The organism is Janthinobacterium sp. GW823-FHT06H09, from assembly GCF_058794735.1.
Genome location: NZ_JBXAHC010000007.1, coordinates 320,807 through 346,925 on the forward strand (window position 1 = coordinate 320,807; position 26,119 = coordinate 346,925).

The 26,119-nt window shown below is 62.5% G+C and carries 26 protein-coding genes; 12 read left to right on the top strand and 14 right to left on the bottom strand.

Features of this window, described 5'->3' with window-relative positions; genetic code table 11:
• Nucleotides 1-2: 2 nt before the first annotated feature.
• Both hutI and AC1Q6X_RS14520 read left to right on the top strand, forming a co-directional pair.
• A complete protein-coding gene (gene hutI, locus AC1Q6X_RS14515; RefSeq protein WP_492497655.1) occupies nt 3-1,229 on the top strand; it encodes an imidazolonepropionase in 1,227 nt (408 codons plus the stop codon).
• A gap of 21 nt (nt 1,230-1,250) precedes the next feature.
• Nucleotides 1,251-2,741, top strand: coding sequence for a glycine betaine ABC transporter substrate-binding protein (locus AC1Q6X_RS14520; RefSeq protein ID WP_492497656.1), 1,491 nt, complete (start codon nt 1,251-1,253; stop codon nt 2,739-2,741).
• Nucleotides 2,742-2,752: 11 nt separating this feature from the next.
• Here the strand turns inward: AC1Q6X_RS14520 and AC1Q6X_RS14525 are convergent, their stop codons facing one another.
• The gene (locus AC1Q6X_RS14525) at nt 2,753-2,932 is read right to left on the bottom strand and encodes a hypothetical protein (RefSeq protein WP_034746290.1); all 180 of its coding nucleotides are present in this window, start codon (nt 2,930-2,932) and stop codon (nt 2,753-2,755) included.
• A 14-nt stretch (nt 2,933-2,946) separates the two neighbouring features.
• Here AC1Q6X_RS14525 and AC1Q6X_RS14530 point away from each other — a divergent pair, with 14 nt between their 5' ends.
• The gene (locus AC1Q6X_RS14530) at nt 2,947-3,285 is read left to right on the top strand and encodes a hypothetical protein (protein ID WP_139143096.1); all 339 of its coding nucleotides are present in this window, start codon (nt 2,947-2,949) and stop codon (nt 3,283-3,285) included.
• A gap of 234 nt (nt 3,286-3,519) precedes the next feature.
• On the opposite strand, the gene AC1Q6X_RS14535 is transcribed toward AC1Q6X_RS14530, so the two are convergent.
• From AC1Q6X_RS14535 to AC1Q6X_RS14550, 4 genes are all read right to left on the bottom strand, one after another.
• Complete coding sequence (locus tag AC1Q6X_RS14535; protein WP_492497657.1) at nt 3,520-4,026, bottom strand: GNAT family N-acetyltransferase; 507 nt, start codon at nt 4,024-4,026, stop codon at nt 3,520-3,522.
• Complete coding sequence (locus tag AC1Q6X_RS14540) at nt 4,023-4,967, bottom strand: DMT family transporter (RefSeq protein ID WP_492497658.1); 945 nt, start codon at nt 4,965-4,967, stop codon at nt 4,023-4,025. Before AC1Q6X_RS14540 ends, AC1Q6X_RS14535 begins: the two co-directional genes overlap by 4 nt.
• A gap of 342 nt (nt 4,968-5,309) precedes the next feature.
• Nucleotides 5,310-5,759 (bottom strand): outer membrane lipoprotein, encoded by a 450-nt coding sequence (locus AC1Q6X_RS14545; RefSeq protein WP_034780449.1) that lies wholly within the window; start codon nt 5,757-5,759, stop codon nt 5,310-5,312.
• Nucleotides 5,760-5,912: 153 nt separating this feature from the next.
• Nucleotides 5,913-6,341, bottom strand: coding sequence for an Mpo1 family 2-hydroxy fatty acid dioxygenase (locus AC1Q6X_RS14550; protein WP_099409131.1), 429 nt, complete (start codon nt 6,339-6,341; stop codon nt 5,913-5,915).
• Here AC1Q6X_RS14550 and AC1Q6X_RS14555 point away from each other — a divergent pair.
• Nucleotides 6,340-7,380, top strand: a complete 1,041-nt coding sequence (locus tag AC1Q6X_RS14555) for a hypothetical protein (protein ID WP_492497659.1) — start codon at nt 6,340-6,342, stop codon at nt 7,378-7,380. The genes AC1Q6X_RS14550 and AC1Q6X_RS14555 overlap by 2 nt on opposite strands.
• Before the next feature lie 66 nt (nt 7,381-7,446).
• Nucleotides 7,447-7,959, top strand: coding sequence for a DNA-deoxyinosine glycosylase (locus tag AC1Q6X_RS14560; protein WP_492497689.1), 513 nt, complete (start codon nt 7,447-7,449; stop codon nt 7,957-7,959).
• Nucleotides 7,960-7,974: 15 nt separating this feature from the next.
• On the opposite strand, the gene AC1Q6X_RS14565 is transcribed toward AC1Q6X_RS14560, so the two are convergent.
• Together AC1Q6X_RS14565 and AC1Q6X_RS14570 are read right to left on the bottom strand one after the other, a co-directional pair.
• Nucleotides 7,975-9,183: a hypothetical protein gene (locus AC1Q6X_RS14565; RefSeq protein WP_492497660.1), complete on the bottom strand. Its 1,209-nt coding sequence runs from the start codon at nt 9,181-9,183 to the stop codon at nt 7,975-7,977.
• A gap of 106 nt (nt 9,184-9,289) precedes the next feature.
• Complete coding sequence (locus AC1Q6X_RS14570) at nt 9,290-10,156, bottom strand: HDOD domain-containing protein (protein ID WP_070224224.1); 867 nt, start codon at nt 10,154-10,156, stop codon at nt 9,290-9,292.
• 275 nt (nt 10,157-10,431) lie between these two features.
• Between AC1Q6X_RS14570 and AC1Q6X_RS14575 the strand changes: the two genes are divergently transcribed.
• Nucleotides 10,432-11,022 carry a DNA-3-methyladenine glycosylase gene (locus AC1Q6X_RS14575; protein ID WP_492497661.1) on the top strand — a complete coding sequence of 197 codons (591 nt, stop codon included), beginning with the start codon at nt 10,432-10,434 and terminating at the stop codon, nt 11,020-11,022.
• On the opposite strand, the gene AC1Q6X_RS14580 is transcribed toward AC1Q6X_RS14575, so the two are convergent.
• Nucleotides 11,019-12,719 (bottom strand): methyl-accepting chemotaxis protein, encoded by a 1,701-nt coding sequence (locus AC1Q6X_RS14580; protein ID WP_492497662.1) that lies wholly within the window; start codon nt 12,717-12,719, stop codon nt 11,019-11,021. The genes AC1Q6X_RS14575 and AC1Q6X_RS14580 overlap by 4 nt on opposite strands.
• Before the next feature lie 64 nt (nt 12,720-12,783).
• Nucleotides 12,784-13,242, bottom strand: a complete 459-nt coding sequence (locus AC1Q6X_RS14585) for a cache domain-containing protein (RefSeq protein WP_034780434.1) — start codon at nt 13,240-13,242, stop codon at nt 12,784-12,786.
• Nucleotides 13,243-13,523: 281 nt separating this feature from the next.
• Here AC1Q6X_RS14585 and AC1Q6X_RS14590 point away from each other — a divergent pair, with 281 nt between their 5' ends.
• From AC1Q6X_RS14590 to AC1Q6X_RS14610, 5 genes are all read left to right on the top strand, one after another.
• The gene (locus tag AC1Q6X_RS14590; RefSeq protein ID WP_492497663.1) at nt 13,524-14,888 is read left to right on the top strand and encodes a KamA family radical SAM protein; all 1,365 of its coding nucleotides are present in this window, start codon (nt 13,524-13,526) and stop codon (nt 14,886-14,888) included.
• Between the two features lie 2 nt (nt 14,889-14,890).
• The gene (locus tag AC1Q6X_RS14595; protein WP_492497664.1) at nt 14,891-16,240 is read left to right on the top strand and encodes an MFS transporter; all 1,350 of its coding nucleotides are present in this window, start codon (nt 14,891-14,893) and stop codon (nt 16,238-16,240) included.
• Nucleotides 16,185-17,033 (top strand): fumarylacetoacetate hydrolase family protein, encoded by an 849-nt coding sequence (locus AC1Q6X_RS14600; RefSeq protein WP_070291020.1) that lies wholly within the window; start codon nt 16,185-16,187, stop codon nt 17,031-17,033. The genes AC1Q6X_RS14595 and AC1Q6X_RS14600 overlap by 56 nt, the downstream gene beginning before the upstream one ends.
• Nucleotides 17,033-17,599, top strand: coding sequence for a carboxymuconolactone decarboxylase family protein (locus AC1Q6X_RS14605; RefSeq protein WP_492497665.1), 567 nt, complete (start codon nt 17,033-17,035; stop codon nt 17,597-17,599). The genes AC1Q6X_RS14600 and AC1Q6X_RS14605 overlap by 1 nt, the downstream gene beginning before the upstream one ends.
• A gap of 90 nt (nt 17,600-17,689) precedes the next feature.
• Nucleotides 17,690-19,249: a S1C family serine protease gene (locus AC1Q6X_RS14610; RefSeq protein WP_492497666.1), complete on the top strand. Its 1,560-nt coding sequence runs from the start codon at nt 17,690-17,692 to the stop codon at nt 19,247-19,249.
• A 71-nt stretch (nt 19,250-19,320) separates the two neighbouring features.
• Here the strand turns inward: AC1Q6X_RS14610 and AC1Q6X_RS14615 are convergent, their stop codons facing one another.
• The 3 genes from AC1Q6X_RS14615 to yjgA form a co-directional block, all read right to left on the bottom strand.
• On the bottom strand, nt 19,321-19,989 hold the full coding sequence (locus tag AC1Q6X_RS14615) for an alpha/beta hydrolase (protein ID WP_070224231.1): 669 nt from the start codon (nt 19,987-19,989) through the stop codon (nt 19,321-19,323).
• On the bottom strand, nt 19,986-20,615 hold the full coding sequence (mog, locus tag AC1Q6X_RS14620) for a molybdopterin adenylyltransferase (protein ID WP_492497667.1): 630 nt from the start codon (nt 20,613-20,615) through the stop codon (nt 19,986-19,988). The genes AC1Q6X_RS14615 and mog overlap by 4 nt, the downstream gene beginning before the upstream one ends.
• An 89-nt stretch (nt 20,616-20,704) precedes the next feature.
• Entirely contained in the window at nt 20,705-21,304 is a 600-nt protein-coding gene (gene yjgA / locus AC1Q6X_RS14625; protein WP_070224233.1) for a ribosome biogenesis factor YjgA, read from the bottom strand.
• 92 nt (nt 21,305-21,396) lie between these two features.
• On the opposite strand from yjgA, the gene pmbA reads away from it, so the two are divergent.
• Entirely contained in the window at nt 21,397-22,749 is a 1,353-nt protein-coding gene (pmbA, locus tag AC1Q6X_RS14630) for a metalloprotease PmbA (RefSeq protein ID WP_492497668.1), read from the top strand.
• A gap of 46 nt (nt 22,750-22,795) precedes the next feature.
• Here the strand turns inward: pmbA and AC1Q6X_RS14635 are convergent, their stop codons facing one another.
• Together AC1Q6X_RS14635 and AC1Q6X_RS14640 are read right to left on the bottom strand one after the other, a co-directional pair.
• A complete protein-coding gene (locus tag AC1Q6X_RS14635; RefSeq protein WP_492497669.1) occupies nt 22,796-23,905 on the bottom strand; it encodes a cytochrome-c peroxidase in 1,110 nt (369 codons plus the stop codon).
• Between the two features lie 421 nt (nt 23,906-24,326).
• The gene (locus tag AC1Q6X_RS14640) at nt 24,327-26,045 is read right to left on the bottom strand and encodes a methyl-accepting chemotaxis protein (RefSeq protein ID WP_492497670.1); all 1,719 of its coding nucleotides are present in this window, start codon (nt 26,043-26,045) and stop codon (nt 24,327-24,329) included.
• Nucleotides 26,046-26,119 lie beyond the last annotated feature (74 nt).

A 26,119-nucleotide genomic window follows, 5' to 3' on the forward strand; every position in this document is an offset into this window, starting at 1 on the left:
CGATGCAAGACTGGGATATGGTCATCCACAACGTCCACCTGGCCACCATGGAACATGGCTATGGCGAACTGCTCGACGCGGCCATCGCCGTCAAGGATGGCCGCATCGCCTGGTTCGGCCCCGGCGACGAGCTGCCGGCCAGCGGCGCGGTGCTGCACGACGGCCAGGGCTGCTGGCTCACGCCCGGCCTGATCGACTGCCATACGCACATCGTCCACGCGGGCAACCGCAGCGACGAATTCGAGGCGCGCCTGAATGGCGCCAGCTATGAAGACATCAGCCGCGCCGGCGGCGGCATCATGTCCACCGTGCGCGCCACGCGCGCGGCCAGCGACGATGAATTGCTGCGGCAAAGCCTGCCCCGCGTGCTGGCGCTGCTGGCCGAGGGCGTGACCACGCTGGAGATCAAGTCCGGCTACGGCCTCGATGCGGACAGCGAGGCGAAGATGCTGCGCGTGGCGCGCAGGATAGGCGAACAGCTGCCCGTATCCGTGCGCACCACGTTTCTTGGCGCGCACGCGCTGCCGCCCGAATACGCGGGACAGGCCGATGCGTATATCGAGCTGCTGTGCGCGCAGATGCTGCCCCGGCTGGCCGGCGATGGACTGGTTGACGCCGTCGACGCCTTTTGCGAGCGCATCGGCTTTACGCCGGCGCAAACCGAAACGGTGTTCGAGGCGGCGCAGGCGCTGGGCCTGCCCGTCAAACTGCATGCGGAGCAGCTGTCGGATTTGGGCGGGGCGGCGCTGGTGGCCCGCTACGGCGGCCTGTCGGCCGACCACCTGGAATTCCTGTCGGACGAGGGCATCGCCGCCATGGCGCGGCATGGCACGGTGGCCGTGCTGCTGCCGGGCGCCTATTATTTTTTGCGCGAAGTACAGCAACCTCCCATCTCAGATTTGCGCGCGGCCGGCGTGCCGATGGCCGTGTCCACCGATTGCAATCCGGGCACGTCGCCCATGACGTCGCTGCTGCTGGCGATGAACATGGCGTGCACCTTGTGGCGCTTGACGCCGCAGGAAGCGCTGGCCGGTGTTACGTGCCATGCGGCGCGCGCGCTGGGCTTGCAGCAGGAAACGGGCAGCCTGGCAGTGGGCAAGCGCGCCGATTTCGCCCTGTGGCGCATCGCGCGCCCGGCCGACCTGGCGTATGCGCTGGGCCTGAACCCGTGCGCGGGCGTGGTGCACGGCGGTGTCTGGCGCGCGCCGGTGGTAAGCTTGCCGGATTGATCATCCGTCCTGGAGCGCCGCGTGCGTTGTGTTTACCTGTTGTTGCTGCTTGTTTTCGGCGTCGCCGCGCCCGCACACGCCCTTGACGGCGGCACCCTGAAGGTGGGTTCGAAGCGCTTTACGGAATCGTACATCCTCGGCGAGATCATCCAGCAGAGCGCCGCGCCGCACGTCAGGGCGCAGCACCGCCAGGGCCTGGGCAACACGGCCATCGTGCTGGCCGCGCTGCAGGCAGGCAGCATCGACGTATATGCCGAATACATGGGCACCATCGCCAGCGAAATTCTCAAGCACGACAAAGCCATCGACCAGGCGCAGATGCGGCGCGAGCTGGCGGCGCTGGGGCTGGGCGTGGCCGTGCCGCTGGGCTTTAACAATACGTATGCGCTGGCCATGCGCGGCGATGAAACATCCATCACGAGCCTGGCGCAGCTGGCGCAGCACCCGGCCCTGACATTCGGCCTGTCGCATGAATTCATCGGCAGGATCGATGGCTGGCCGGGGCTGGCCGCGCGCTATGGACTGCCGCAGCGCCCGCGCGGACTCGATCACGGCATCGCCTATGAAGCGCTGGCGCAGCGCCAGGTGGATGTGATCGACATCTATTCGACGGACGCGAAGATCCGCCAGTACGGTTTGCGCGTGCTGGCTGACACGCAGCAGTATTTTCCCCGCTACGACGCCATGCTGCTGTACCGGCTCGACCTGCCGCAGCGCTTTCCCGCTGCCTGGCGAGCCTTGCAAGGCTTGCAGGGGCGCATCAGCGAGGGCGACATGATCGCCATGAATGCGGCCGTGGAAATCGACGGCAAGAGCTTTGCCGGCGTGGCGCGGCAGTGGCTGGCATCGGGCACGCGGGCGAACACACCGGCCGCCGCGCGCAGCGGCCTGCTCGATAAAATCATCGGCGACGATCTGTGGACCCTGACGCGCCAGCACCTGACGCTGGTGCTGCTGTCGGTGGCCCTGGCGTGCCTGATCGGCATTCCGCTGGGCGTGCTGGCGGCGTTTTCGGCGCCGCTGCGGCAAACCGTGCTGGCCTTCGTCGGCGTGCTGCAGACGGTGCCGTCGCTGGCCCTGCTGGCGATATTGATTCCCGTGCTGGGCATGATCGGATTGGTGCCAGCGCTGGTGGCGCTATTCGTGTACGCCTTGCTGCCCATCGTGCGCAACACGTGCACGGGCATCTTGCAGGTGCCGCAAGGCTTGCGCATGGCGGCGCTGGCGCTGGGCTTGAGCCGGCGCGACCGCCTGCTGCATGTGGACTTGCCGCTGGCCTTGCCCGTGATGCTGGCGGGCGTGAAAACGGCGGCCGTGATGAGCGTGGGCACGGCCACCATCGCCGCCTTCATCGGCGCGGGCGGCTATGGCGAACGCATCACCATCGGCCTGGCGCTGAATGACAACGACATGCTGCTGGCCGGCGCGATCCCCGCAGCCGTGCTGGCCCTGCTGACGCAAGGCCTGTTCGAACTGGTGGAGCGTTGGGCCGTGGCCGGCCGGCAGCGCTGACGGCATCACGGTTACAGCGAATGCAGTTTCGAGCGCACCGAGACGACGGCCTGGTGCAGGATGCGTTCGGCCTGGAAGTCGTTTTCGCGCTGTTCGGCGATGGCTTGCAAGTCGCGCGTGTAGCGTTCCAGGCGCGAACGCAGGTAGGCGCGGTAGATCTTCATGACGAGCGGTTTGGCAGAGACATTCATGATGTGGCTCCCGGATGCGAAATGATGCGTTCATTTTGTGTGAGCGGAATGCCGCCACTTTGCGTCATATCAAACGCCATGACCCCGTCAAATTGGCGCGTTTGACATTGCGCAATGCCCCCAACGTCGCAGATGCCACACTGAATCTTCCCTGCTCGCCTGGACATCATCAGCCGCGAGCCCTGATCCCATCAAGCATACTCAAGGAGCGTCGCATGGTCATTTTTGCCGTGGTTGCTGGCTGCATCGCCTGCCTGACAGTGTACCAAATCTATAAAAATTCGCAGGGTGGCAGTGGGGTTGCGCAACAACATATCGGCTTGCACGGCACATTGATTGAACCACGGAAATAATCAGTGTCATCCGAGCGACACTTGGTGACACTTGGTTAGCAGATTTAAGTCAAATGTAAGGCCCGGTAAGCAAATGTAAAGGTCTGCGCCATCGCAAGCGGCTGCGTTTATATTGATAACCGTTGATTGCATTCTCCCCCTCCCACTTGACAATGGGTTCACCCCGCGGTGCCGCTAGCCCGCGGGGATTTTTTTTGGGAACTTGCATTGTCAGTTCCCTCGCTACAATTCCAATCAGACCGCTTTCGGCGTGCCCGCCGACAATTGCGTCAAGGCATCGCCGGCCACGCGGCAGATGCGCCAGTCCGGCATCACGTCCGCGCCCATGCCCTGGTAGAAGTTGATCGCGTTTTCATTCCAGTCCAGCACCGACCATTCGAAACGGCCGCAATCGCGTTCGACGGCCAGTTGCGCCAGCGCCACGAGCATCTGCTTGCCATAGCCCTTGCCGCGCACCGATTGCTTCACGTACAGGTCTTCCAGGTACAGGCCCTTGCGGCACAGGAAGGTGGAAAAGTTGTGGAAGAACAGGGCGAACGTCACTACTTCACCATGTTCCTCACCGACCAGCGCTTCGCACGCGGGGTGCTTGCCGAACAGGCTGTCGTGCAGCATGGATTCCTTGGCGATCATCATGTGTTCGAGTTTTTCAAACACGGCCAGTTCATGGATCATGCCGAAGATGGCGGCCACGTCGGATGCGGTCGCGGGACGGATGGCGAGGGAGGAAGAGGTGCTCATGTTGCCTTTGCGGATGAAGTGGTGGAAAGAGAGGAAACGGCAGCCGTCTTGCGCGCGCCCGACGTCAGGGCCCATGCCACGCTGGACAGGCACAGCACCATGCCCACCCATTCGATGGGAGCGGGCCGGTAATGTTCGAACTGCACCGACAGCAGCACGGAAATGACGGGCGTGACGACGCCGATATACACGGTCTTTTGCGTGCCGATGCGCGCGATTAAAGTGAAATACGCGCTGAAGGCGATTACCGAGCCGAAGAGGGCCAGGTACAGCAATCCCATCCAGTAACTGGCGCGCGCGGGCAGCTGCCAGGACTGGCCCGTGGCGATGGCCCAGCTAGCCACCATCAAGGTGCCCCACAGCATGGTCCAGGCCATGGTCAGCATCACATTGCCCGACTGTTCGCGCACTTTCATGACGAGGGCGTTGCCTGCCGTGCTGGAGACGGTGGCCACCAGGGCCAGCATGAATCCGAGCAGGAAATGCCCGTTGCCGCCACCGAGGATGTCGTGCAGCGCCGCGCCGATGGACTGGTAAAACAGCAGCACGATACCGCAGATGGCAACGAACGCGGCGCAGCAGGTGCTCCAGGTGATCGGTGTGCCGAAGGCAATGCGGTTAAGCAAGGGCGTCCAGAACACCATCAGCGCGAACAGCACGCTGACGAGGGCCGACACCAGGTATTGCTCCGAACTATACGTACACACATAGCTGAGGGCAAACGAGGCCAGGCCCTGCAGCAGCATCCATTTTTGCGCGCGCCAGGGCAGGCGCAGGCGGTCGCCGCGCACGGCGCACCAGGCAAACAGGGTGGCGGACGCGAGACCAAAGCGGTAGACCACGGAAACGGCGGGGGCGACGTCGCCCAGCTGCAAGGTGATGGCCCAGAAGGTGGAGCCCCAGATCAGGCAGGCAATGATGAACAGGAGAGGAGAGGACATCGCGCAAGTATACGGGCATCGCGCAGCGATGGCGAGCGGGCATCGTGCAGCGATGGCGAGTGCGGTCGAGCTTGCTCGATGTGTTGCCAAGAAATACCAGGCATTGAGCCAGCGCAGTGCTTCTGAAAAATATTGAATTTATGAAAATATTTACATTAATATCAAGTAAATATTTTCCGGATTGCATCTTTGAAGGGGACCGCCATGCCAGCCTCACTGCACATCAAAGTATGGAGCGTGCTTGTATATGTCGTCGTGACTGCTGTGATTGCCATCTGGCTGCACCCTTCTGCCTTGCTCGCTGCCGGCGCATTCGGCTGAGCGCATGCGCCGGCAAGCAGATCAGTGGGTGACGCGGGTCTTGCGGCCGTCCGACAGCAGGCGCACGCGCTCGCCGGGGCGGAACAGCTCGTCTGCGTCTTGCACGATGGCGCGCATGTCGCCATTGTCCAGGCGCACGGTGATTTCCAGGCCGGGTTTGTTGGACGCGTTCGCTTCTATGCTCTTGCCGGCCATGCCGCCGGCGACGGCGCCGAGGATGCTGGCCGCAATGGCGCCCTTGCCGCCCCCGACTGTCGAGCCGGCCACGCCGCCCAGCGCCGCGCCAGCCAGCACGCCCGTGCCCGTTTCGCCCTTGTCGATGGTTACCTGGCGCACGGATTCAACCGTGCCCATGCGAACCGATTGTTCATTCTGCGCCTGGCGCGCGTTGTAGACATTTGCCGAGTTCGGTTGTACGGCGCAGCCGGCCAGGGTGGCGAGCAATGCCACTGCAATAATTGGTGCTTTCATGTAGGACTCCCTTGGACAAAAGTTGGTTGCCGATTGCGTCGACCGGCAGATGATGACTTATCATAAGGACACTTGCCTAAGATAACTAGTTGCGAATAGTAAAAATCTGTTACTGGCCTCGCGTGACCGAGTGGCCACGTGACCGCCTGCCGCTCAATACGCCAGCCGCAGGCGCCGGTACAAAAATCCCAGCACGAAGAGCGGACCCACCAGCAAAAAGCGCAAGTCGTCGAGAAACGACGGCTTCTTGCCTTCGATCTGGTGGCCGATGAACTGGCCTATCCAGGCCAGCACGAACAGCGCCAGCGACGCGGGCAGGATGGTCAGCGGCGGCATGAGCTGCAGCAGGCCCAGCATGGCGGCCAGCATCGCCAGCATGCCCGCCGCAAACGGGCGCGACAGCTTGTAGTAATAGTATAAGGCCAGGATACTGCCGAGCAGCGCCACGCTGGGATGCACGCTCCACAGCAGCCCCAGCAAGCTGAAAACGATCAGCGGCACGCACACGATGTGCACCCATTCATTGACGTGGTTGCGGTGGCTTTCGCCATACTGGGCCAGCAGGGTGTCGATGGTGCGCATGGGCGGTCTCTTGTGTGGTGTTCTGGCTGGAAATTCTACACCGGAACTCAGGCAACCGAACGCAGCGAACCGCCCGCAGAATTGTTGTATTGGAAATTATGGGCTATTATTTCCAATTGGAAATGTTTTCACTCACTGCACAGATGGAATAAAGGTATCCGTGACATTGCAAGCCAGCCACCCTGATTACCAGCGCTATTCGATGGCGTCCCTGCAACAAGCCCTGTCCGGCGCCGACGGAGCCGATGCGGCACGGCGCCAGCGCATCGAAGCGGAAATTGCCCAGCGCCAGCAGGATGACCATGCGGCAGAACAGCGCCAGTGGGCCGCGCGGCCGCAGGACAAGCCGCTCGATCCGGCCACTGCCGCGCTCAAGGAAGCAGCCGGCCCCTTTCTGCGGTCTGCGGGCTATGTGTTGCTGTTCGCATGGGTGGTGTTGCGAGTTGCGGGCTTGCTGGAAACCTTGCAGACAGGTAGCCGGACCTATGTGTTTGGCAATCTCGGTTTGCTGATCTTTGGTGCCTGCCTGGTGCGCGGCAAGCTGCGCGCGGCAGTATGGCTGCGCTGGCTGGCGGTATTCTGGATCGTGCCTGCCGTGCTGGCGATCGATTTCCTGTTTCTGCAGCCGATGTCCCTGACGGTGATGCAATTCAAGCTCGCACCCGGCTATCGTATCTGGTCGGTGCTGGAAGCCGTGCTGTCATTGTGGGTCATTCATTACCTGTATCGTCAGCTGGGTATGCCTGCCGTCATGGCCGCCTGCGATGCCAGGGGCTACAAGCGACGCGATCTGCGCATCCCTGCCATCTGCGGCCTGATCCTCGGCATGGCTGGCGTGGCTTTCCAGCTGCATGCCTCGCATGGAGATATGGCTACACAGGCGCGTGCGATCGTGGCGCAGCGCTATGGATCGGGCTACCAATACCATGTCAACGGCGTCGGCAATGCCGTCACACCGCAAGGCAGATTTCATACGGCACAGGTACTGGTGTGGGATGACAAGGGCATCATGTCTGTGCCCGTGCAATGGCCCCAGTAAAATAGACGCTGTCCCCAATCCTGCAGGATGCCGCTTTTGACCCGCTTATTGTCTGTTGAACCGGCCATGCCGGACCCGCGCAAGCGCTGTTTCGCCCCTGTCGTCGATGCCGGCACGCGCCTGCTGATACTGGGCAGCCTGCCCGGCGAAAAATCGCTGGCGCATAGCCAGTACTATGCGCACCCGCAGAACAAGTTCTGGATGCTGCTGGGCGAGGTGCTGGGCGTGGACTTGAGCAGCCTGCCCTATGAGATACGCTTGAGCACCTTGCTGGCGCACGGCGTGGGCCTGTGGGACGTGGTGGCGCAGGCGCAGCGCACGGGCAGCCTGGACAGCAATATCCGCGCCCGCGACGACAATGACCTGGTGGCCCTGGCCGCCAGCCTGCCGCGGCTGCACACGATCGCCTTCAACGGCGGCACGGCCGCCAAGCTGGGCCTCAAGGTGCTGGGTGAGCACGCGCAGCGTTACCGCATCGTCAGCTTGCCGTCGAGCAGCCCGGCGTACACGCTCGCGTATGCGCAGAAATTGCAGGCGTGGCTGTCGCTGCGTGGCCAACCGGAGCCGGCCGCGCGTTAATCGTGTTGCCGGCCTTTACGCAGGCGCGTACGGCTGCGCTTCCAGTGGTTGCCCCTTGGCATCGAATCTCAGCGCCACGGACAAGTTGGTGACGCCGATGGTGGCCAGCGCGTCGCAGATGTCGTCGACTTCGTCCTGCAGGTCGGCGGCCAGGTCCAGCGGCTTGTCGGCGCTGTGCAGCAGTGCGCCGCCCGCCGTGCTGACGTTCACGCGCAGCAGCATTTCACCGTGTTCATCGGCCGGGCCGACGACCACCGAGACGTCGCCGGCGTCCACCTTGTTTTCCGCCAAGGCATGGTTGATGCCGGACATCATCTGCAGCATCGCATATTCGCTCATGCCTTGTTCCTTGCCGCCGTGGAACAGGTCCTGGTAGAGGAAGCTCACTTCCAGCGCGTTGCCGGCTGGTGCCAGGCAGCGTTTCACCAGGTCGCCCACTTCCGTCGTCCACTGCTGGTAGCGGGCCATGCGCGCGTCAAACCAGGCGTCGAGCGCCGCTTCGTCCTTCGGTTCCGCATAGAACGGGTCGTCCACGCGCTTCAGGGCAAAGCCCAGCAGGAAGCGCAGTTCGACGGCCGTGTCCTGCGGGCCGAAAGCCGTCTCGCTCCAGCCGACGATGCTGCTTTCCAGGCCCGGCGTGGCGACGATCTTCTTGTCCGTCATCGACGAATAGGCATCGCGCACCATCTCATGCAGATGGCTATAGGTAATGCGGTCGATTTCATCGAGGTCATAGGCATGGCTCATCAATACCACCTTGGCCTTGGCGCTTTCCAGTTCTGCTTGCTGGAAACTTTTCACCAGCGCTTCGAACGCGTCCTGGTCCTGGAAACTGTCCGCTTCTTTCAGGCCGCCCGTGCTTTGCACCAGCAGGGGCACGACGAAGGCGTTGATTTCCATGGCCGGGGCGTTTTCGCGGCGGATCACGGAAATGGACGCCGCTTCCTCGATATGGCTGCGCAGATACTGGTAGGCGCCCACGTCTTCGTACTTGGAACGCTCGATGGCGTCGTACAGGATTTCATCCTTCTTTTGATTCAAGGCCTTGCGGATCAGGCGGCCGAATTCGACGGCTTGCTCGGCCAGCACCGTGCCCTGCGATTCGCTGTCTTCCTGCTCGGCCAGGTTCAGGGCCATCGTGCACAGCATGCGCGTGAGGGATTCGTCCTTGTCTTCAGGCGTGTTGGCGGATTTACGGGGGACAGGGCGCTTATTTTTGGGCATGGCGATCAACAGGTTAAGAAATACGGGTCAGGCAAACGGAAACGGGCGCCAAGGCTTTGCCTGGCGCCGGGACAGATCATACAGGCGGACGCGGCCGCCTGATACTTCAATGGTCGGTATCGAACATCTCGTGCAGCTCGTCGAGCAGGTCGGCGGCTTCTTCCTGCGACAGGCCAAGATGCTGGCATGCAAGCTCACCGCCCTTGTCCCACTCGAGCGAGGTACTGTTGCCATGGTAGCGCTGAATGCCTTTTTCGGCCAGCAGCGACAGGGCGACGAGCGAGCGGATGGCATCGTCCGTGGACGGGTCGGCCAGCACCGTGTAGTCGTGGTGGTGCAAAATCGCCCAGGAAACGTCGGAGGACAGGCCCCAGTTGCGTGCCAGCAAGCAGCCGATGGCCGCGTGGTTGGTCTGGTGGCGCGCGTCTTCCAGGGCCGTAAAACAATTGTGCGCATCGTTGGCCGCCGCCGCGTACGTGTTGACGTAGTCGGGGAAGCGGTTCATCAGCAGGGGCACGCCGATGTCGCAGAACAGGCCGAAGGTGTGGGCGATGTCGGGCGGGGCGATGCGCAGCTTGCGCGAGGTAAATACCAGGGCGCGCGCACGCTTGGCCGACACATCCCAGAAGTGGGTCAGTTCCACGCCTTCCGCTTCCAGCGCCTGGCGCGCCAGCAAGCCCGTCATCATGGCGCTGCACTGGTTAATGCCGAGAAAGTTGATGCCTTGCTCGACGGATTTGGCCTTGCGCGCGGCGCCATAGAACGGCGAATTCGCCAGTTTCAGCAGGGCGCCGGACATGCCGACATCGTCGGCGATGATGCGCGCGATGCGGCGCGGCGACGGGTCCTGTTCGGCCAGTTCGCGCTGCAGGTCGACCAGCAGGCTGGGACGCGGCGGGATACGGATGGAACGCATCAGGGCGTCAACCGGATCTTCCTGCACTACCTGCTTTTGCGCTGCCGCTCTCATCATCATTGCCTTGCCTGTGGTTATTCTGTTGCGCACTGCCGCTGCCGGCCTCGTGGGCGTCTGGTGCATTGCCCGACGATTATCGCTGTTTATGCATGGCAATAGTTCGTCTCTGCAAATTATTCTGGAAAAAATCCCCGTTTTGGCTTGCTCCATCCCCTATTTTCCACATTTTATGACGCTCCCTATCCCGATACTCATGATGGAAAAATCAAGTTTTATTTGTTTTCAAGGTGGGGCCAGGCGTGCTGCGGACAGTGCGGCAGTACAATTGCCGGATGAAAAAAATCCTCGCGGGTATCGATTTTGCGGACGATTCCAGCAGCGTGGCGCGTCAGTTGATCGGCGTGACCGTGCTGGTGGACGGCGTGGGCGGGCGCATCGTGGAAACGGAAGCGTATGACCGGCTGGACCCCGCCTCGCACACGTATGGCGGCATGACGCCGCGCAATGCGGCCATGTTCGGCCCGCCCGCGCACGCCTATGTCTACCGCTCGTACGGCATTCACTGGTGCCTGAACTTTGTGTGCCGCGAAGCGGGCCATGGCGCGGGCGTGTTGATCCGCGCCATCGAACCGCTCGTGGGACTCGATACCATGCGCGAACGGCGCGGCGTCGAGGATGCCCGGCTGCTGTGTTCGGGGCCGGGCAAGGTGTGCCAGGCGCTCGGTGTGAGCCATCTGCAGAACCGGCTGGCGCTCGATGCGCCGCCGTTCATGCTGCTGGCCCGCGAGGATGAGGTTGCGGTACGGGCGGGGCCGCGCATCGGCATTTCCAAGGCGATGGAGACGCCGTGGCGTTTCGTGCTGGCAGGCTCGCCCTACCTGAGCAAGCCGATGCGCGCGCCTGTCATCGAGTTACCTCGCTAGCCACGCCGGCGTTGGGGCGCATCCTTGGCGTTACGCATGCCGGGCTTGCCGCGCAGCGGACTGTGCAGCGCGCGCCGGTCCTGGGGTGGCGTCATGGCGGGGTCTTGAAAGGCGTCGTCGTCCGCGCCGGCGGGCGTGGCCGGCGCGGCTGGATCCAGGGTAAAGACGCTGACCGCCGCCGACAGTTTGACGGCCTGGTCCTGCAAACTGGCCGCCGCCGCTGCCGCCTGCTCCACCAGGGCCGCGTTTTGCTGCGTGACGTCATCCATTTGAGCGACGGCCTGATTTACTTCCGTGATGCCCGACGCCTGCTCGGCGCTGGCCTCTTTCACGCGCTGGATGATCTCGTTGACTTGCTGCACCGAGGCCACGATGGCGCCCATGCTGTCGCCCGCCTGCTGCACGGCCACGCTGCCGCCGTCGATGGTGGTGACGGAGGTGGCGATCAGGGTCTTGATTTCCTTGGCCGCCTGCGCCGAGCGCTGCGCCAGGGTGCGCACTTCCGACGCCACGACGGCAAAGCCCCGGCCTTGTTCGCCCGCGCGCGCCGCCTCCACCGCCGCATTCAGCGCGAGGATATTGGTCTGGAAGGAAATGCCGTCGATCACGCCGATAATATCCACGATCTGGCGCGAATTGGCGCGTATCGTCGCCATTGTCGCCACCGCCTGCTGCATCGATGCTCCCCCTTGCACGGCCAGGGTCGACGCTTGTCCCGCCAGCTCGCAAGCCAGCTGGGCATTGTCCGCATTGTTGTTGACGGCTGCCGTCAAGGTTTCCATGGCGCTCGATGTTTCTTCCAGTGAACTGGCTTGCATTTCCGTGCGCGCCGACAGGTCCAGATTGCCGGTGGCAATTTCGCGCGAGGCCGTGTCGATCGATTGCACGGCGCCCGTGATGGTGCGCAAGGTCTGGTTCAGGTGGGCGATGGTCTGGTCCAGCACGCGCGACGTGGCGGCGATTTCGTCATTGCCCGGCTTGTTGGGGGCGCTGGCCATCAGCTTGCCCGCCGCCAGGTCTTGCACGGCGTCGGCAATGCCGCGGATTTCCACCAGCATGGCGCGGCGCACCAGCATGGTCACCACGATGGAGACGAGGATCGATAGCGCCACCGTCAGCAGCAGGCTCCAGCCCAGGCTGCGGAACTCGGCGCTGGCCGTCGCGTGGGCTTGGCTGCTGAGCGTTGTTTCCAGGGCAGACAGTTGCGCCAGCTGCGTATTGAACTGGACGAATTGGGTTTCCGCCTTGAGCATGGAGTTGGTGGCGATCGACTGGTCCATCTGCGCCATTTCCATGGTTTCCAGTACGGCCTTGCGATAGCCGGCCAGGGCCGTGATGGCCGCATCGACCAGGGTGCGCTCGGCACCCGTGGCCGTGGAACGCAGCGTGCCCAGCTGGGCGCCGATGGCCGCGTGGCGCGCCTTGATCTGTTGCTCCAGCGCATCGAGGCGGGCCTTGGCGAAGCTGCCATTCGTCCATGACAGCAGCTGGTACATATTGCCATGTACGTGCTTGGCCTCGCCTAGTACGTCCGCGGCCGCCTTCAAATGCGTAATGCGTACCCGCACCATGTTTTCCAGCGAGGCATTTTGCCGCACCATGCCATACCAGGCGCCGCTCGAGCTGAGTATCAGCAACAGCAAGACCAGGGTGGGCGCCAGCAATAATTTTGGTCCGATGCGTAATTGATTGAGCATGCTTGACTCCTGGCTATGGCTGATCAAACCGCAGGCGGCGCGCGGCGTGCACGCCGCCCCTGCCTTATTTTTTGTAGATGCCCGCTTCCAGCACCACATCGTTGACGCGCAGGATGTACGTGGTCTTCGGCTCGATCTTGCCGCTGGTGGGATTCTTGTACTGGTAATCGACCCAGCCCTTGCCCTGTTTTTGCGCCAGCTCGATGATTTCACGCCGATATTTCTTGCCATTCGCGTCCGGCACATCCGTCAAATCCTTGCCGACGATGGAAGGATTGATCGGGTGGGCCAGCACGATGCCCGTCTTGATGTCGCGCATGTCCACGTACAGCGAGCCCTGCACGAAGTCCGGGTCTTTCGCCGTGATTTTCTTCATCATTTCTTCCTTGCCATGCGCCTTCATGAAGGCGGCGCCCCGTTCGGCCATGGCGATGGCGTCTTTTTCCGTTGGTTCGACCGCGGCACTGACGCTGCCGCCGGCAAATGCCAGGCACAGCAGGCTACCCGTGAATAAGCGTTTCATGAAAGCTCCTTGTGATATCGAGGGATGTGTTGCCAAGCCGTAATTTACGTCGCCGACAGTCCCATCAAATTGCGGTGGAACAAACTTAGGTGTTGCTTGTAGGCAGCATGCAACGTATCGACCGCTTGTTGATATGTAGCAATTTGGTTCTTATAGGCAAGAACTATGATGACTTTCACAGCATGCCGCGCTGGACTGGCATGGAGAGGAAAAAGCTGGAATTGGCCGATATACGGCCGATTTCATGAAAGTTGTCGCCATTTACAGGCAAGGAGCTGATCGTGTCCGCACTCATTACCGAGCCGTCTGCACCCAAGTTCAAGCCGTACACGCGGCAAACCATTCAACAGGCGCGGCAGTGGGAATGGCTGCCGGAAGAGCAGCGCGAAGCCGTGCAAGTGGTCTCGCACGTCTTGCCGTTTCGCACCAATGAATATGTGCTTGATCAGTTGATCGACTGGAACAACATCCCTGACGATCCCATCTACCGCCTCGTCTTTCCCCACCGCGACATGCTGCCGCCGGAGCAGTACGCGCACCTGCGCGACCTGGTGCTGGTGCAGCGCGACAAGGCGGCCATCGACGCCTATGTGCATGGCTTGCGCCTGGGAATGAATCCCCATCCTGCCGGGCAAATGACGCATAACGTGCCGCGGGTCAACGACGCGCCCGTGCGCGGCCTGCAGCATAAGTATGCGCAGACGGTGCTGTTTTTTCCCAGCGCGGGCCAGACCTGCCACGCGTATTGCACTTTCTGTTTTCGCTGGCCCCAGTTCGTCGGCATGGACGACATGAAGTTCGATGCGCGCGAATCAAACGAGCTGGCCGCCTACCTGAAACTGCATCCGGAAGTGACGGACGTGCTGATCACGGGCGGCGACCCGATGATCATGAACACGCGGCAACTGGCGGCCTACCTGGAGCCGCTGCTGGCACCGGGCCTGGAACACATCCAGAACATCCGCATCGGCACCAAGGCGGTGGCGTATTGGCCGCAGCGCTTTGTCTCGGACCGCGATGCGGATGACTTGATGCGCCTGTTCGAGCGCATCGTCAAGGCGGGCAAGAACCTGGCCGTGATGGGCCATTACAGCCACGCCGTTGAGTTGCGCCAGGACATCGCCCAGCAAGCCGTGAAACGCATCGTTTCCACGGGCGCCACCGTGCGCATGCAGGGGCCGCTGATCCGCCACATCAATGAAGATCCGGCAAGCTGGGCCGAACTGTGGCAGACGGGCACGCGCCTGGGAGCGATTCCGTATTACATGTTTGTGGAACGGGACACGGGCCCGCGCGGTTATTTCGAGTTGCCGCTGGCGAAGGCGCACGAAATTTTCCAGGCCGCCTACCAGATGGTGTCGGGCCTGTCGCGCACGGTGCGGGGACCGTCCATGAGCGCCTTTCCCGGCAAGATCGTCATCGACGGCATCGTCACCATCAATGGCGAAAAACTGTTTGCCCTGCAATTCTTGCAGGCACGCAACCCGGACTGGGTGCGCCGGCCGTTCTTTGCGAAATTCGATGCGGAAGCGACGTGGATGGACGATTTGAAGCCCGCGTTCGGCCACGATAAATTCTTCTTCGAGACGGATGAACCTGTGCCGCAGCTGCCGCATAAAATCATCCGCCTGGCGCAGGCTGCCTGAGCATGCACGCGGCCGGTGCGCCCGCCCGTTCCGGCGTGGCCGTGTTTTGCCTGGTATTTATGCCGTTTGCGCTCGGGCATTACCTGTCGTGCCTGTTGCGCGGCGTCAATGCCGTGCTGACGGCGGAATTGCTGGGCGCCATCGCCCTGACGCCAGCGCAGCTGGGCCTGCTGACCAGCGCCTTTTTTCTCGCCTTTGCGCTGGTGCAATTACCGGTCGGCATGGCGCTGGACCGCTACGGCCCCCGCACCGTGCAACTGTGGCTGCTGGCGCTGGCGGCCCTGGGCGTGTGGTTGTTCAGCCGGGGCCACAGCTTTGCCGAGCTGATGTGGGCGCGCGCCCTGATGGGGGCGGGGCTGGGCGGCTGTTTCATGGCTGCCGTGAAAGCGATCTCGTGCGCCATCGCGCCGTCGCGCCTGCCTTCCGTGCACGGCTATCTGATCGCCGTGGGTGGCCTGGGCGCGGCCACGGCCACCATGCCCGTCAAGCTGGCCCTGCATTACACGGACTGGCGCGGCGTGTTCCTGGGGCTGGCGCTGGCGGCGCTGGCCGTCGGCTTGCTGATCCGCCTGCTGTCGCCGGCCATGCCCGCGCCTGCCGCAGGCATGCACAAGGTGAGCAAGGTCAGCGTCTGGAGCGTGTACCGCGATCCCGGCTTTCGCCGCACCATCGCGCTGATCCTGTTGCCGCACACGGTGTTCTTTGGCGTGCAGGGCTTGTGGGTGGGGCGCTGGCTGGCCGACGTGGGCGGCTTGTCCGATGACAGCGTGGCGTATTTGCTGTACCTGGGCATGGCGGCCGTCATCTTCGGCGCCATCGGCATGGGCATGCTGACGGAATGGGCCGGGCGGCGTGGCATTGCGCCCATGCAAGTGGCGGCCGTGGGCATCATCCTGTTTGTCGCCGTGCAAGCGGCGATGGCGTGTAATGTGGTGCCCAGCCTGCCGTTGCTGTCTGTGCTGTTTACCTTGCTGGGCACGGTGACGGGCCTCGAGTATGCGATCGTCGCGCAAAGCATGCCGGCCAGCCTGACGGGCAGGGCGGCCACCTGTCTGAATTTGCTCATTTTTACGGGCGCCTTCCTGGTGCAGGCGGGTTTTGGCCTGATCCTCGGCTGCTGGCCCCTGAACAGCCAGCAGCAGTATCCGCCGCAGGCGTATCAGGCGGCGTTTGGCGTGCTGGCGGCCTTGCAACTGCCGGGACTTGCGATGTTTTTCATCAACCGCTACAGGCGTGCCGGGCCATCCGGTAAAATGGCAGCCTGCACAGCGGCAATGATCAACTCCAAGGAAGACTATGAAACTCGTTCGTTATGGACGTCCAGGCAAGGAAAAACCGGGCCTGATCGATGAAGAAGGCAAACTGCGCGACCTGTCCGGCGTGATTGCCGATATTGACGGCGCACAACTGTCCGACAAGGCCTTGCGCAAGCTGGCCAAGCTCGACGAAAAGACCTTGCCCCTGGTGCGCGGCAACCCGCGCTTCGGCGTGCCGCTGGCCAAGGTCGGCAAGTTCATCGGCATCGGCCTCAATTACGCGGACCACGCGGCCGAATCGGGCATGCCGATCCCGGCCGAACCCATCGTGTTCATGAAGGCGATCACTTGCCTGAACGGTCCGGACGACAATGTCGTGTTGCCGAAAGGCTCGAAAAAGACGGACTGGGAAGTGGAGCTGGGCGTGATCATCGGCACGCGCGCGCAGTACGTGAGCGAAGAGGACGCGCTGAAATACGTGGCCGGCTATTGCGTCGTCAACGATATTTCCGAGCGCTCGTTCCAGCTGGAACGGGGCGGCCAATGGGATAAAGGCAAGGGCTGCGATACCTTCGGCCCTGTCGGCCCGTGGCTGGTGACGCGCGATGAAGTCATCGACGAGCAGGACCTGGACCTGTACCTGGAAGTCAACGGCAAGCGCATGCAGACTGGCAATACGCAAACCATGATTTTCACGGTGGCGCAGATCGTCAGCTACCTGTCGCAATTCATGACCCTGGAACCGGGCGACGTGATCGCCACGGGCACGCCGCCGGGCGTGGGCCAGGGCCGCAAGCCGCAGCGCTTCCTCAAAAAAGGCGACAGTCTGCGCCTGGGCATCGCCGGCCTGGGCGAACAGCAGCAGGACGTGGTCGCCTGGACTGCCTGATGGCCGGTAGCGATATCGACCGCTTGCCCGCGCTGCCTTTGGCGCAGCTGGACCCGCAGCAGCGCGCCGCCGCGCAAGCCATCATCGATGGTCCGCGCGGTGCCCTGTACGGCCCCTTCGTGCCGCTGATCCGCAGCCCCGAGCTGATGGAAACGGCGCAGCGCATGGGCGAGTATTTGCGCTACCGCAGCGCCATCGGCACGCGGCTGTCGGAGCTGGCGATCCTGGTGACGGCGCGCCAGTGGGACCAGCAGGTTGAGTGGGCCATCCACGCGCCGCTGGCCGTGCAGAACGGTATCGCGCAAGCGGCCGTGGACGCCATCGCCGCGCGGCGCGCGCCGCTTGCCCTGAAGGAAGACGAGCAAGCCGTGCATGACTTCTGTATCGAGCTGCAGCAAAACAAGCGCGTCAGCGACGTCACGTATGCGCGCGCGCTGGCGCTGTTCGGCGAGCACGGCGTGGTCGACTTGATGGGCATCAATGGCTATTACACCTTCCTGGCCATGGTGATGAATGGCGCGCAGACGGCCATGCCGGCCTTGGGCGTCACGCCTTTGCCCGATTAGAATAGTTCTTCGGCAAAGATGGACAAAGTGTAATGAAGTTGAAATTATTCAATATATAATTTTGCTTCCCTTCCATTGCCCATTAGCTCAATGAAAACTCGTCCGTGCATCACCCTGATGGGCCGCGCCTTCCTGGCGCTGGCCCTTTCTTTTTGTCCGTTGATGACGCTGCGGGCGCTGGCCGCCGAGACCGCCGCTACGGCGAACGCCAGCGCTTCCGCCCTGGAAAATTCCGTCGTCAAGGTGTTTTCCACCCTGCGCGGGCCGGACCCGTATAAACCGTGGAGCAAGGCCGCGCCGCAGGAGGTGACGGGCTCGGGCGTCGTCATCGAAGGCCGCCGCATCCTCACCAATGCGCACGTGGTCGGCTATGCCAGCCAGGTGCAGATCCAGGCCAATGGCGCGGGCGACAAGATACCGGCCACCGTGCTGGCCATTTCGCGCGGCATGGACCTGGCCTTGCTGAAGATCGACGACGACAGTTTTTTCGCCAGCCACAAGGCGGTGCCGCGCGCCAACGTCTTGCCGGACGTGCGCGATGCCGTGCTGGCGTATGGTTATCCGACGGGCGGCACCTCGCTGTCGATCACCAAGGGTATCGTCTCGCGCATCGAATTCGTGCGCTACAACTTCCCCGTCTCCGGCCTGCGCATCCAGATCGATGCGGCCATCAATCCGGGCAATAGCGGCGGCCCCGTGATTGCCGGTGACAAGATGATCGGCCTGGCCTTTGCGGGCATGCTCAATGCGCAAAACATCGGCTACATCATCCCCAACGAGGAAATCGAGCTGTTCCTGCGCGACCAGGAAGGCGGCGCGCCCAAGGGCAAGCCGGCCATGCGCGACGTGACGCAAACGCTGGAAAACCCCGCGTTGCGCACCTACCTGAAACTGGCCAAGGGTGTCGAGGGCGCCGTCGTGATGACGCCGGCCAGCAAGGATGCCGCCTATCCGCTCAAGGAGTGGGATGTCATCACGCATATCGGCGATTTTCCGGTCGATAACCAAGGCATGGTCAAGCTGAATGCCAACAGCCGCGTGCGCTTCCAGTACCGCGTGCAGCAGCTGGCGAAAGACGGCGAATTGCCGTTGACGGTGGTGCGCCAGGGCGCGCCCCTGAAAATCAAGGTGCCCGTCTCGGCGGCGCACCCGATGCTCATCAGCGGCCTGCAGGGCAGTTATCCGTCCTATTTCATCTTCGGCCCCATGGTGTTTTCGCGCGCCACGACGGAATTCATGGCGGCGCCCAATGGCAACCCGGCGATCTTGGGCGGCATGGCGTTTGCCGGCAATCCGCTGGCCACGCGGCGCGGCGATGCGCCCGATGCCGAGCGCGAAGAGCTGGTGGTGATCGCCGCGCCGTTCTTCCCGCACAAGCTGATGAATGGCTACAGCACCCGTTTCTTCTCGGTCGTCGATTCCGTCAATGGCGTGCGCGTGCACAGCCTGGCGCACCTGGTGGCCTTGCTGCGCGACCAGACCGATGAATTGCTGACATTCCGCTTTCAGCAGCGCGATGCGGAAATGGTCGTCGTGCCCCGCAAGGAGATGCTGGCCGCGACGGAATCGGTGCTGACGGACAACGGTATCCGCTCGGAAGCGTCGGCCGACATGCTGAAAATCTGGAATGCAAAAACGCCGGCGAACTGATCGTTCCCGGCGCTTCGTACTTTACGTACAGGTACAACAACAGGCGCGGCGCACACCGCGCCTGTTTTACTTTAAGCCAATACTTTTTTCAGCCACGCGCCGATGGCGTCGATTTCTTCCTGGCACAGCGAGTGCTGCATCATGTATTCATGCCATTCCACTTTGTAACCCATACCGGTGAGCAAGTCGCGCGACTGCTGCGCGCGGCCGATCGGCACCACGGGGTCGGCCGTGCCATGCGCCATGAAGATCGGTGTTTCCAGGCTGGCCGGCGTGCGCTCAAGAGCCGTCTTGTCGGCCAGGGGCAGGTAGCCGGACAGGCACATCAGGCCGGCCAGCGGTTCCGCATGGCGCAAGCCCGTCTGCAAGGTCATGGCGCAGCCTTGCGAGAAGCCGGCCAGGATGATGCGGCTGGCGGGAATGCCGCGCGCCTTTTCGCGCGCGATCAGCGCTTCGATCTGCGCCTGCGAGGCGCGCAGGCCGCCCTCATCTTCGCGGCGTACGAGGTCGTTTACGAGGATGTCGTACCAGGCGCGCATCACATAACCGTTGTTGATGGTGACGGGCATGGTGCCGGCGCTGGGAAAGATGAAGCGGATGGCGGGGCAGCCGCGCAAATCGAGTTCTTTCACCAGGGGCACGAAATCGTTGCCGTCGGCGCCCAGGCCGTGCATCCAGATGATGGAGACGGTGGGATTCGGTGCGCTGTCGAGTTCTATGGTTTCCAGCAAGGTGCTCATGTATTTTCCTCGGGTAATGGTTGCGCCGGACGCAGCGCCGATTTGGGACGGAAGGCCTTGCAGATGGCCGGGTCGGTTTCCATGTAGGGACCTCCGATGAGGTCGATGCAATACGGCACGGCGGCAAAGATGCCGTTCACCAGTTGCACGCCGTCGGCGTCTTTCAAGCCTTCCAGGGTTTCCTTGATGGCTTTCGGCTGGCCCGGCAAGTTCATGATCAGGCAAGCGCGCTCGGGCGTTTCGCGGATCACGGCCACCTGGCGCGACAGGATGGCCGTCGGCACGAATTGCAGGCTGATCTGGCGCATCTGTTCGCCGAAACCGGGCATTTCCTTGGTTCCCACGCTGAGCGTGGCTTCCGGCGTGACGTCGCGCCGCGCGGGACCCGTGCCGCCCGTCGTCAGGATCAGATGGCAGTGGTTCAGGTCGACCATGTCGATCAGCGTGTTTTCAATTTGCGAGCGCTCGTCCGGGATCAGGCGCTTTTCCAGGCGGAAAGGCGTACGGATGGCGGCGGACAGCCAGCTTTCCAGGGCGGGGATGCCCAGGTCTTCATACACGCCGCCGCTGGCGCGGTCGGAGATCGACACGAGGCCGATAATCAATTCGTCTTCTATCGTGGTCATGGGCACCTCTCTATGTCGTAAAAAAACCGGGCTGATCCCGGTTTTTCGCTGCTTTCGGGGTCAGACCCGTCGGGTCTGACCCCAGTTGCTTATTCGTCTTCTTCTTGCTCAACGCCATCTTCATCGGCATCTTTCTTGCCGCTGTTGTTCTTCTTGGCGATCTCTTTCAAGATCTGGAAGATTTCGCGGTAGGCTTTCGGCGGCTTGTTCTCGGCTTGCTCCTTGCGGGCATTGCGGATCAGGGTGCGCAGGTGCTGCACGTCCAGTTCCGGGTTTTCCGACAGCAAGACCGTGAGCGCCTTGTCATCCGTTAACAGCTTGTCGCGGCGGCGTTCCATCGCGTGCATATTGGCCGTGTCGGCTTTCGACAAGCCTTTCCAGCTATCGATGGTGCGTTGGATGGCGGCAACTTCTTCTTCATCCAGGGTACGCATTTTCTTGCCCACGTATTGCAGCTGGCGGCGGCGGCCTTCGTGATCCTTGATTTGCTGGCATTCGAGAATGGCGTCGCGCACGTCTTCCGGCATCGGGACGCGCTTGACGCGGTCGCGTGCCTCATTGACGAGTTCTTCGCCCAGCTTTTGCAGGACGGTCATCTGGCGCTTGAGTTCCGATTTCGACGGACGTTCATATTCCTGTTCGAATTCGGTGGATTGGAAGCCGCAAGCTCCCCGGTTTGGATTTGGCATGATAAGGCGGGATTGGCCGCGTAGGCCGCACCTGTAAACTGTAAACGACTGCTATGATAACCTTTTTAGCGGCTTTCCGAAGAAAACAGCGCATGAACGACTCCGTATTTACCCATAGTCAAGAGCAATTGCAGCAACTGGCCCGTGATGTGTTGTCTTTTGTGCGGGAAGCGGGCGGCACCGACGCTGCCGTCGAGGTCAGCGAAGGCGGCGGCCTGTCCGTTTCTGTACGAAAAGGCAAGATCGAGACGATCGAGCAAAACAAGGACAAGGGCATGGGCGTGACCGTGTTTGTCGGCAAGAAACGCGGCAATGCCAGCACCTCCGACTTTTCGCCGTCCGCCCTGCGCGCCACGGTGGACGCCGCCTACAATATTGCGCGCTTCACGGCCGAGGACGATTGCGCGGGCCTGGCCGACGCCGACATGCTGGAAATGTCCCCCCGCGATTTGCAACTGTTCTATCCCTGGCTTATTTCGACCGAGGAAGCCGTCGCACTGGCCCAACGTGCCGAAGCGGCCGCGTTTGCCGTCGATCCGCGCATCACGAACAGCGAGGGCGCCAGCGTGCACGTGCAGCAATCGCACTTTGTATCCGCCAATTCGCGCGGCTTCATCGGCGGCTACCCGTTTTCGCGCCACACGCTGTCCGTGGCACCCATCGCCGGCAAGGGTGCGAAGATGCAGCGCGACGACTGGTATTCGTCCGTGCGCGACGCCGCCAAGATGTCGAGCCCGGAAGCCATCGGCCGCTATGCCGCCGAGCGCGCGCTGTCGCGCCTGAACGCGCGCAAGCTGGGCACGCGCACTTGCTCCGTGCTGTTCGAGGCGCCGCTGGCGGCCGGTTTGCTCGGTACCTATGTGCAAGCGACCTCGGGCGGCGCCCTGTACCGCAAATCCACGTTCCTGAACGATTCACTGGGCACGCAGGTGCTGCCGTCGCACGTGCAGATCTTTGAAGATCCGCACGTGATCGGCGGCGTCGGTTCGGCGCCGTTCGACGAAGAAGGCGTGAAAACCGTCAGCCGCGACGTCGTCAAGGATGGCGTGGTGCAAGGCTATTTCCTGTCGACCTATACGGCCCGCAAGCTGGGCATGCAGACGACGGGCAACGCGGGCGGTTCGCACAATCTGTACCTGACCTCGAGCCTGACGGCCGCCAGCGACGATTTTAGTGCCATGCTGAAAAAACTGGGCACGGGCTTGCTGGTGACGGAACTGATGGGACAAGGAACCAATTACGTGACAGGCGACTATTCGCGCGGCGCGTCCGGTTTCTGGGTGGAAAATGGCGTGATCCAGTATCCGGTGGAAGAAATCACGATTGCCGGCAACATGAAGGACATGCTGCGCAACATCGTTGCCGTAGGCGCCGACGTGCTGCGCCGCGGCACCAAAGAGACGGGTTCCATCCTCATCGAGAGCATGGTGGTGGCCGGCGGCTGAGTGCTTGGGGGCCCGCCGCGGCAACGCCGCGCAGGCGGCCCATGCTTTACTGCTGGACTTGATAGCCATCCGTCAGGGTGGCCAAAAATTTCACCATATCTTCGATCTCGCCCGCCGTCAGCGCCGGCGCCATGCCGCGCTTGCGGTCGAACGGCGCTTCGCTGACGTTGACGTTGGCGCGGTACCTCGCGGGTACGTCATTGAATTTCTGCACTTTCCCTCGTTGGTCGCGCGGATACCATTCTTGCGGATGCGTATCGCGCCGCGCATAGAAGCGCAGGGCATCCGTCAGGTTGTCGAACACGCCGTTGTGGAAAAACACCTGGCGCGTGGCCACATTGCGCAGGCTGGGCACCTTGAAGGCGCCGCACAGCTCGCCTTTCAGCGCCAGGTCCGTGCGGTCGGGGCCGCACAAGCCCAGATCGAAATACGCGGGGTCGGCCGTGGCGGGAATGCGCGTATTGCGCGGCACGCCCAGATTGTCGAAACTGAAGTCCGTAAACAAGGGCGGCGCGCCATGTTCGCCCCGCCCGCTGGGGTGGCAAGCGGCGCAATTGCCCTTGCGTTCATCGTTGAACAGGGCCAGGCCACGCAATTCCGCCAGCTCCAGCGGAACCTTGTTGGCCAGGTAGAGGTCATATTTGGAATCGTAGCGGTGGAAGTCCGGCTCTTCCTGCTGGAATTGCTGCAAGGCATAGGTGATGCGGCGGAATGCCTGTTGCGGTTGCGTAAAGATGGCAGCGCCAAAGACGTGCCGGAATGCTTCCGCGTAACTGCCGTTGCGCAGCCGTTCCACCACTTCATCCGTGCTGGCATTGGCCATTTCGTGCGGTGCCAGGAAAGGCCGTTCCGCCTGTTCCGCCAGGCTGGCGGCGCGGCCGTCCCAGTTGATGCCGCCGTTGGGTGCGCCTTCCCCATCAAAGCGGAAGGGCGGAGTGTGTTCCAGGTAGCGCAGCGATGGCGTAGCGCGGTAGCCGTGCGCCTGGCCATCTGCGCCCCCCAGTTGCACGGCCAGCTTGTTGGCTGGCGCGTAAGCATGGGCCGGGTCATGGCAACTGGCGCACGACTGCTTGCCCGAGGCGGACAGGCTGGCATCGTGGAAGATGCGCCGCCCCAGCTGTGCGGCAGGGCTGAGTTCGGCCGCTGCGCCCGGCATGCCGGGCAAGCCAAGCAACAAAGATATGCACACGTGTGCAAATCGGGTCGGTGAAAATCGCGCCTCAGCGCGTGGCTGGTCTTTGATGGTCATAGGTGGGGTCGCTATCGGCAAGGGGAGGGACAGACAATGCTGCGCCCAGTATAGGCAGCAATAGCCGGCGTGGCAACGATTTACGATGCTGCGCTGCGCCATGGTTTAGAGCCTATCCCAGTAGGGAGCGTCTTCTGCTGGCAGTTCATCAGGAGCGCGGACAAGGCGTGAGGAGGACGCGTGGCGAGCCACGCGACGACGATCAACGCAGTTCCCGCTTCTGAGGGCCGCCAGCAGGGGATGTATTCATCTACTGGGATAGGCTCTTGGTGCCGCCCGCCGTGCCGGAGGGCGGCACGGGCGGCTGGCTGCGGCACCGTTAGTACGGTCAGTATTGTTCCCACTCGCCTTCCGCCACCATGGCGGGCGCGGTGCTCTTGCGGCTGGCAGGGGCGTTGGCGACGAGCCGGGGGTGGGCCGCCGTGGCGGCTGCGGGCCGTGGCGCCGGCTTTGGCTCCGGCCGCGATGCTGGCGCGGCTGGCGCGGCTGGCGCCAGCGCCTGTGTGCCGTCGAGTTTGAACACGCTGACGGCTTCAGCCAGGATGCCCGCTTGATCCTGCAGCGCTTCGGACGCGGCGGCCGCCTCTTCCACGAGGGCTGCATTTTGCTGGGTCACGGCGTCCATTTCCGTGATGGCCTGGTTGATCTGTTCAATGCCCGCTTCCTGCTCGTTGCTGGCGGACGTGATCTCGGCCATGATATCCGTGACGCGCCGCACGCTATTGACGATTTCCTCCATGGTGCTGCCCGCCTGGTTCACGAGGGTGCTGCCAAGACTGACCTGGTGCACGGAATCGTCGATGAGGATCTTGATTTCCTTGGCGGCGGAGGCGGAGCGGTGGGCCAGGTTGCGTACTTCCGTGGCGACCACGGCAAAGCCCCGTCCCTGTTCGCCTGCCCTGGCTGCTTCCACGGCCGCATTCAGCGCCAGGATATTGGTCTGGAAGGCAATGCCGTCGATAACGCTGATGATGTCGACGATTTTCTTCGACGAGGCATTGATGGAATCCATGGTGGTGATTACTTCCGCCACCACCTGGCCGCCCTTGCTGGCCACGCTGGAGGCCGATTGCGCCATCTGGTTGGCCTGGCGCGCGTTTTCGCCATTCTGCTTGACGGTCGACGTCAGTTCTTCCATCGACGAGGCCGTTTCTTCCAGCGAGCTGGCTTGCTGTTCCGTGCGCGAAGACAGGTCCATATTGCCGGAGGCGATTTCACGCGAGCCGTGGGCGATGGCGTCCGTGCCATGGCGCACGCGGGCCACGATGCCTTGCAGATTGTCATTCATCTCTTTCAAGGCGCGCAGCAGCTGGCCCGTTTCATCGTTGCCGCGCGCGTCGATGCTGACCGACAAGTCGCCGGCCGCCACCCGTTGCGCCACCTTGACGGCATCGGCGATGGGCCGGCTGATGGAACGGCTGATCAGGATGGCCAGCGCGATGGCAATGGCCGTCGCCGCGATGGACAGGGACAAGGTCAGGATGATGGCCATGCGCCCATCGGCGGCGGCTTGCTTGCCTTCGCTTTCCATCAGCGATTCCTGGAAGCTGGTCATGGCCGCCAGGGCCGTCAAGAATTTTTCTTGCGGATAGCGCAACTGCGTCAACAGGAAGATGCCCGCCGTTTCCGATTTGCCTTCTTGTAATAGTTTGATGTTCGCATCGCGCGTCCTGGCATAGCTTTCGCGGCTGCTCATCACGGCCTGGAGCAGTTCCTGGCCCTTGGGCGTGTTGATCATGGTTTTCAGGCGCGCCAGCAGCTCCGTATTCTTTTTGATCGAGGCCTGAATCTTGGTCACGGAACTGCTGACTTCGTCGGCATCGTTGGCGCCGATGATGGCGATGCTCAGCAGGCGGGCCTGGATATTGACCTCGGACTGTATCGTATTCGACAACATGACCTTGACATAGCGGTCGTTGAGAATTTTTTCCGTCGAGGTGTTGATGTTGCGAATGCGGCTGATGGAAACAAATGCCACCATGGCAAGCAGGACAATGATCAAGCCGAAACTGACGGCCAGGCGGGTACTGATTTTAAGCTTATACATAGGTCATTCATCCTCGGCGAAAAGCGGAAAGCGTGCGCAGGGAATCGTCCCGCGGACAGGCTGTGTCCATTCAA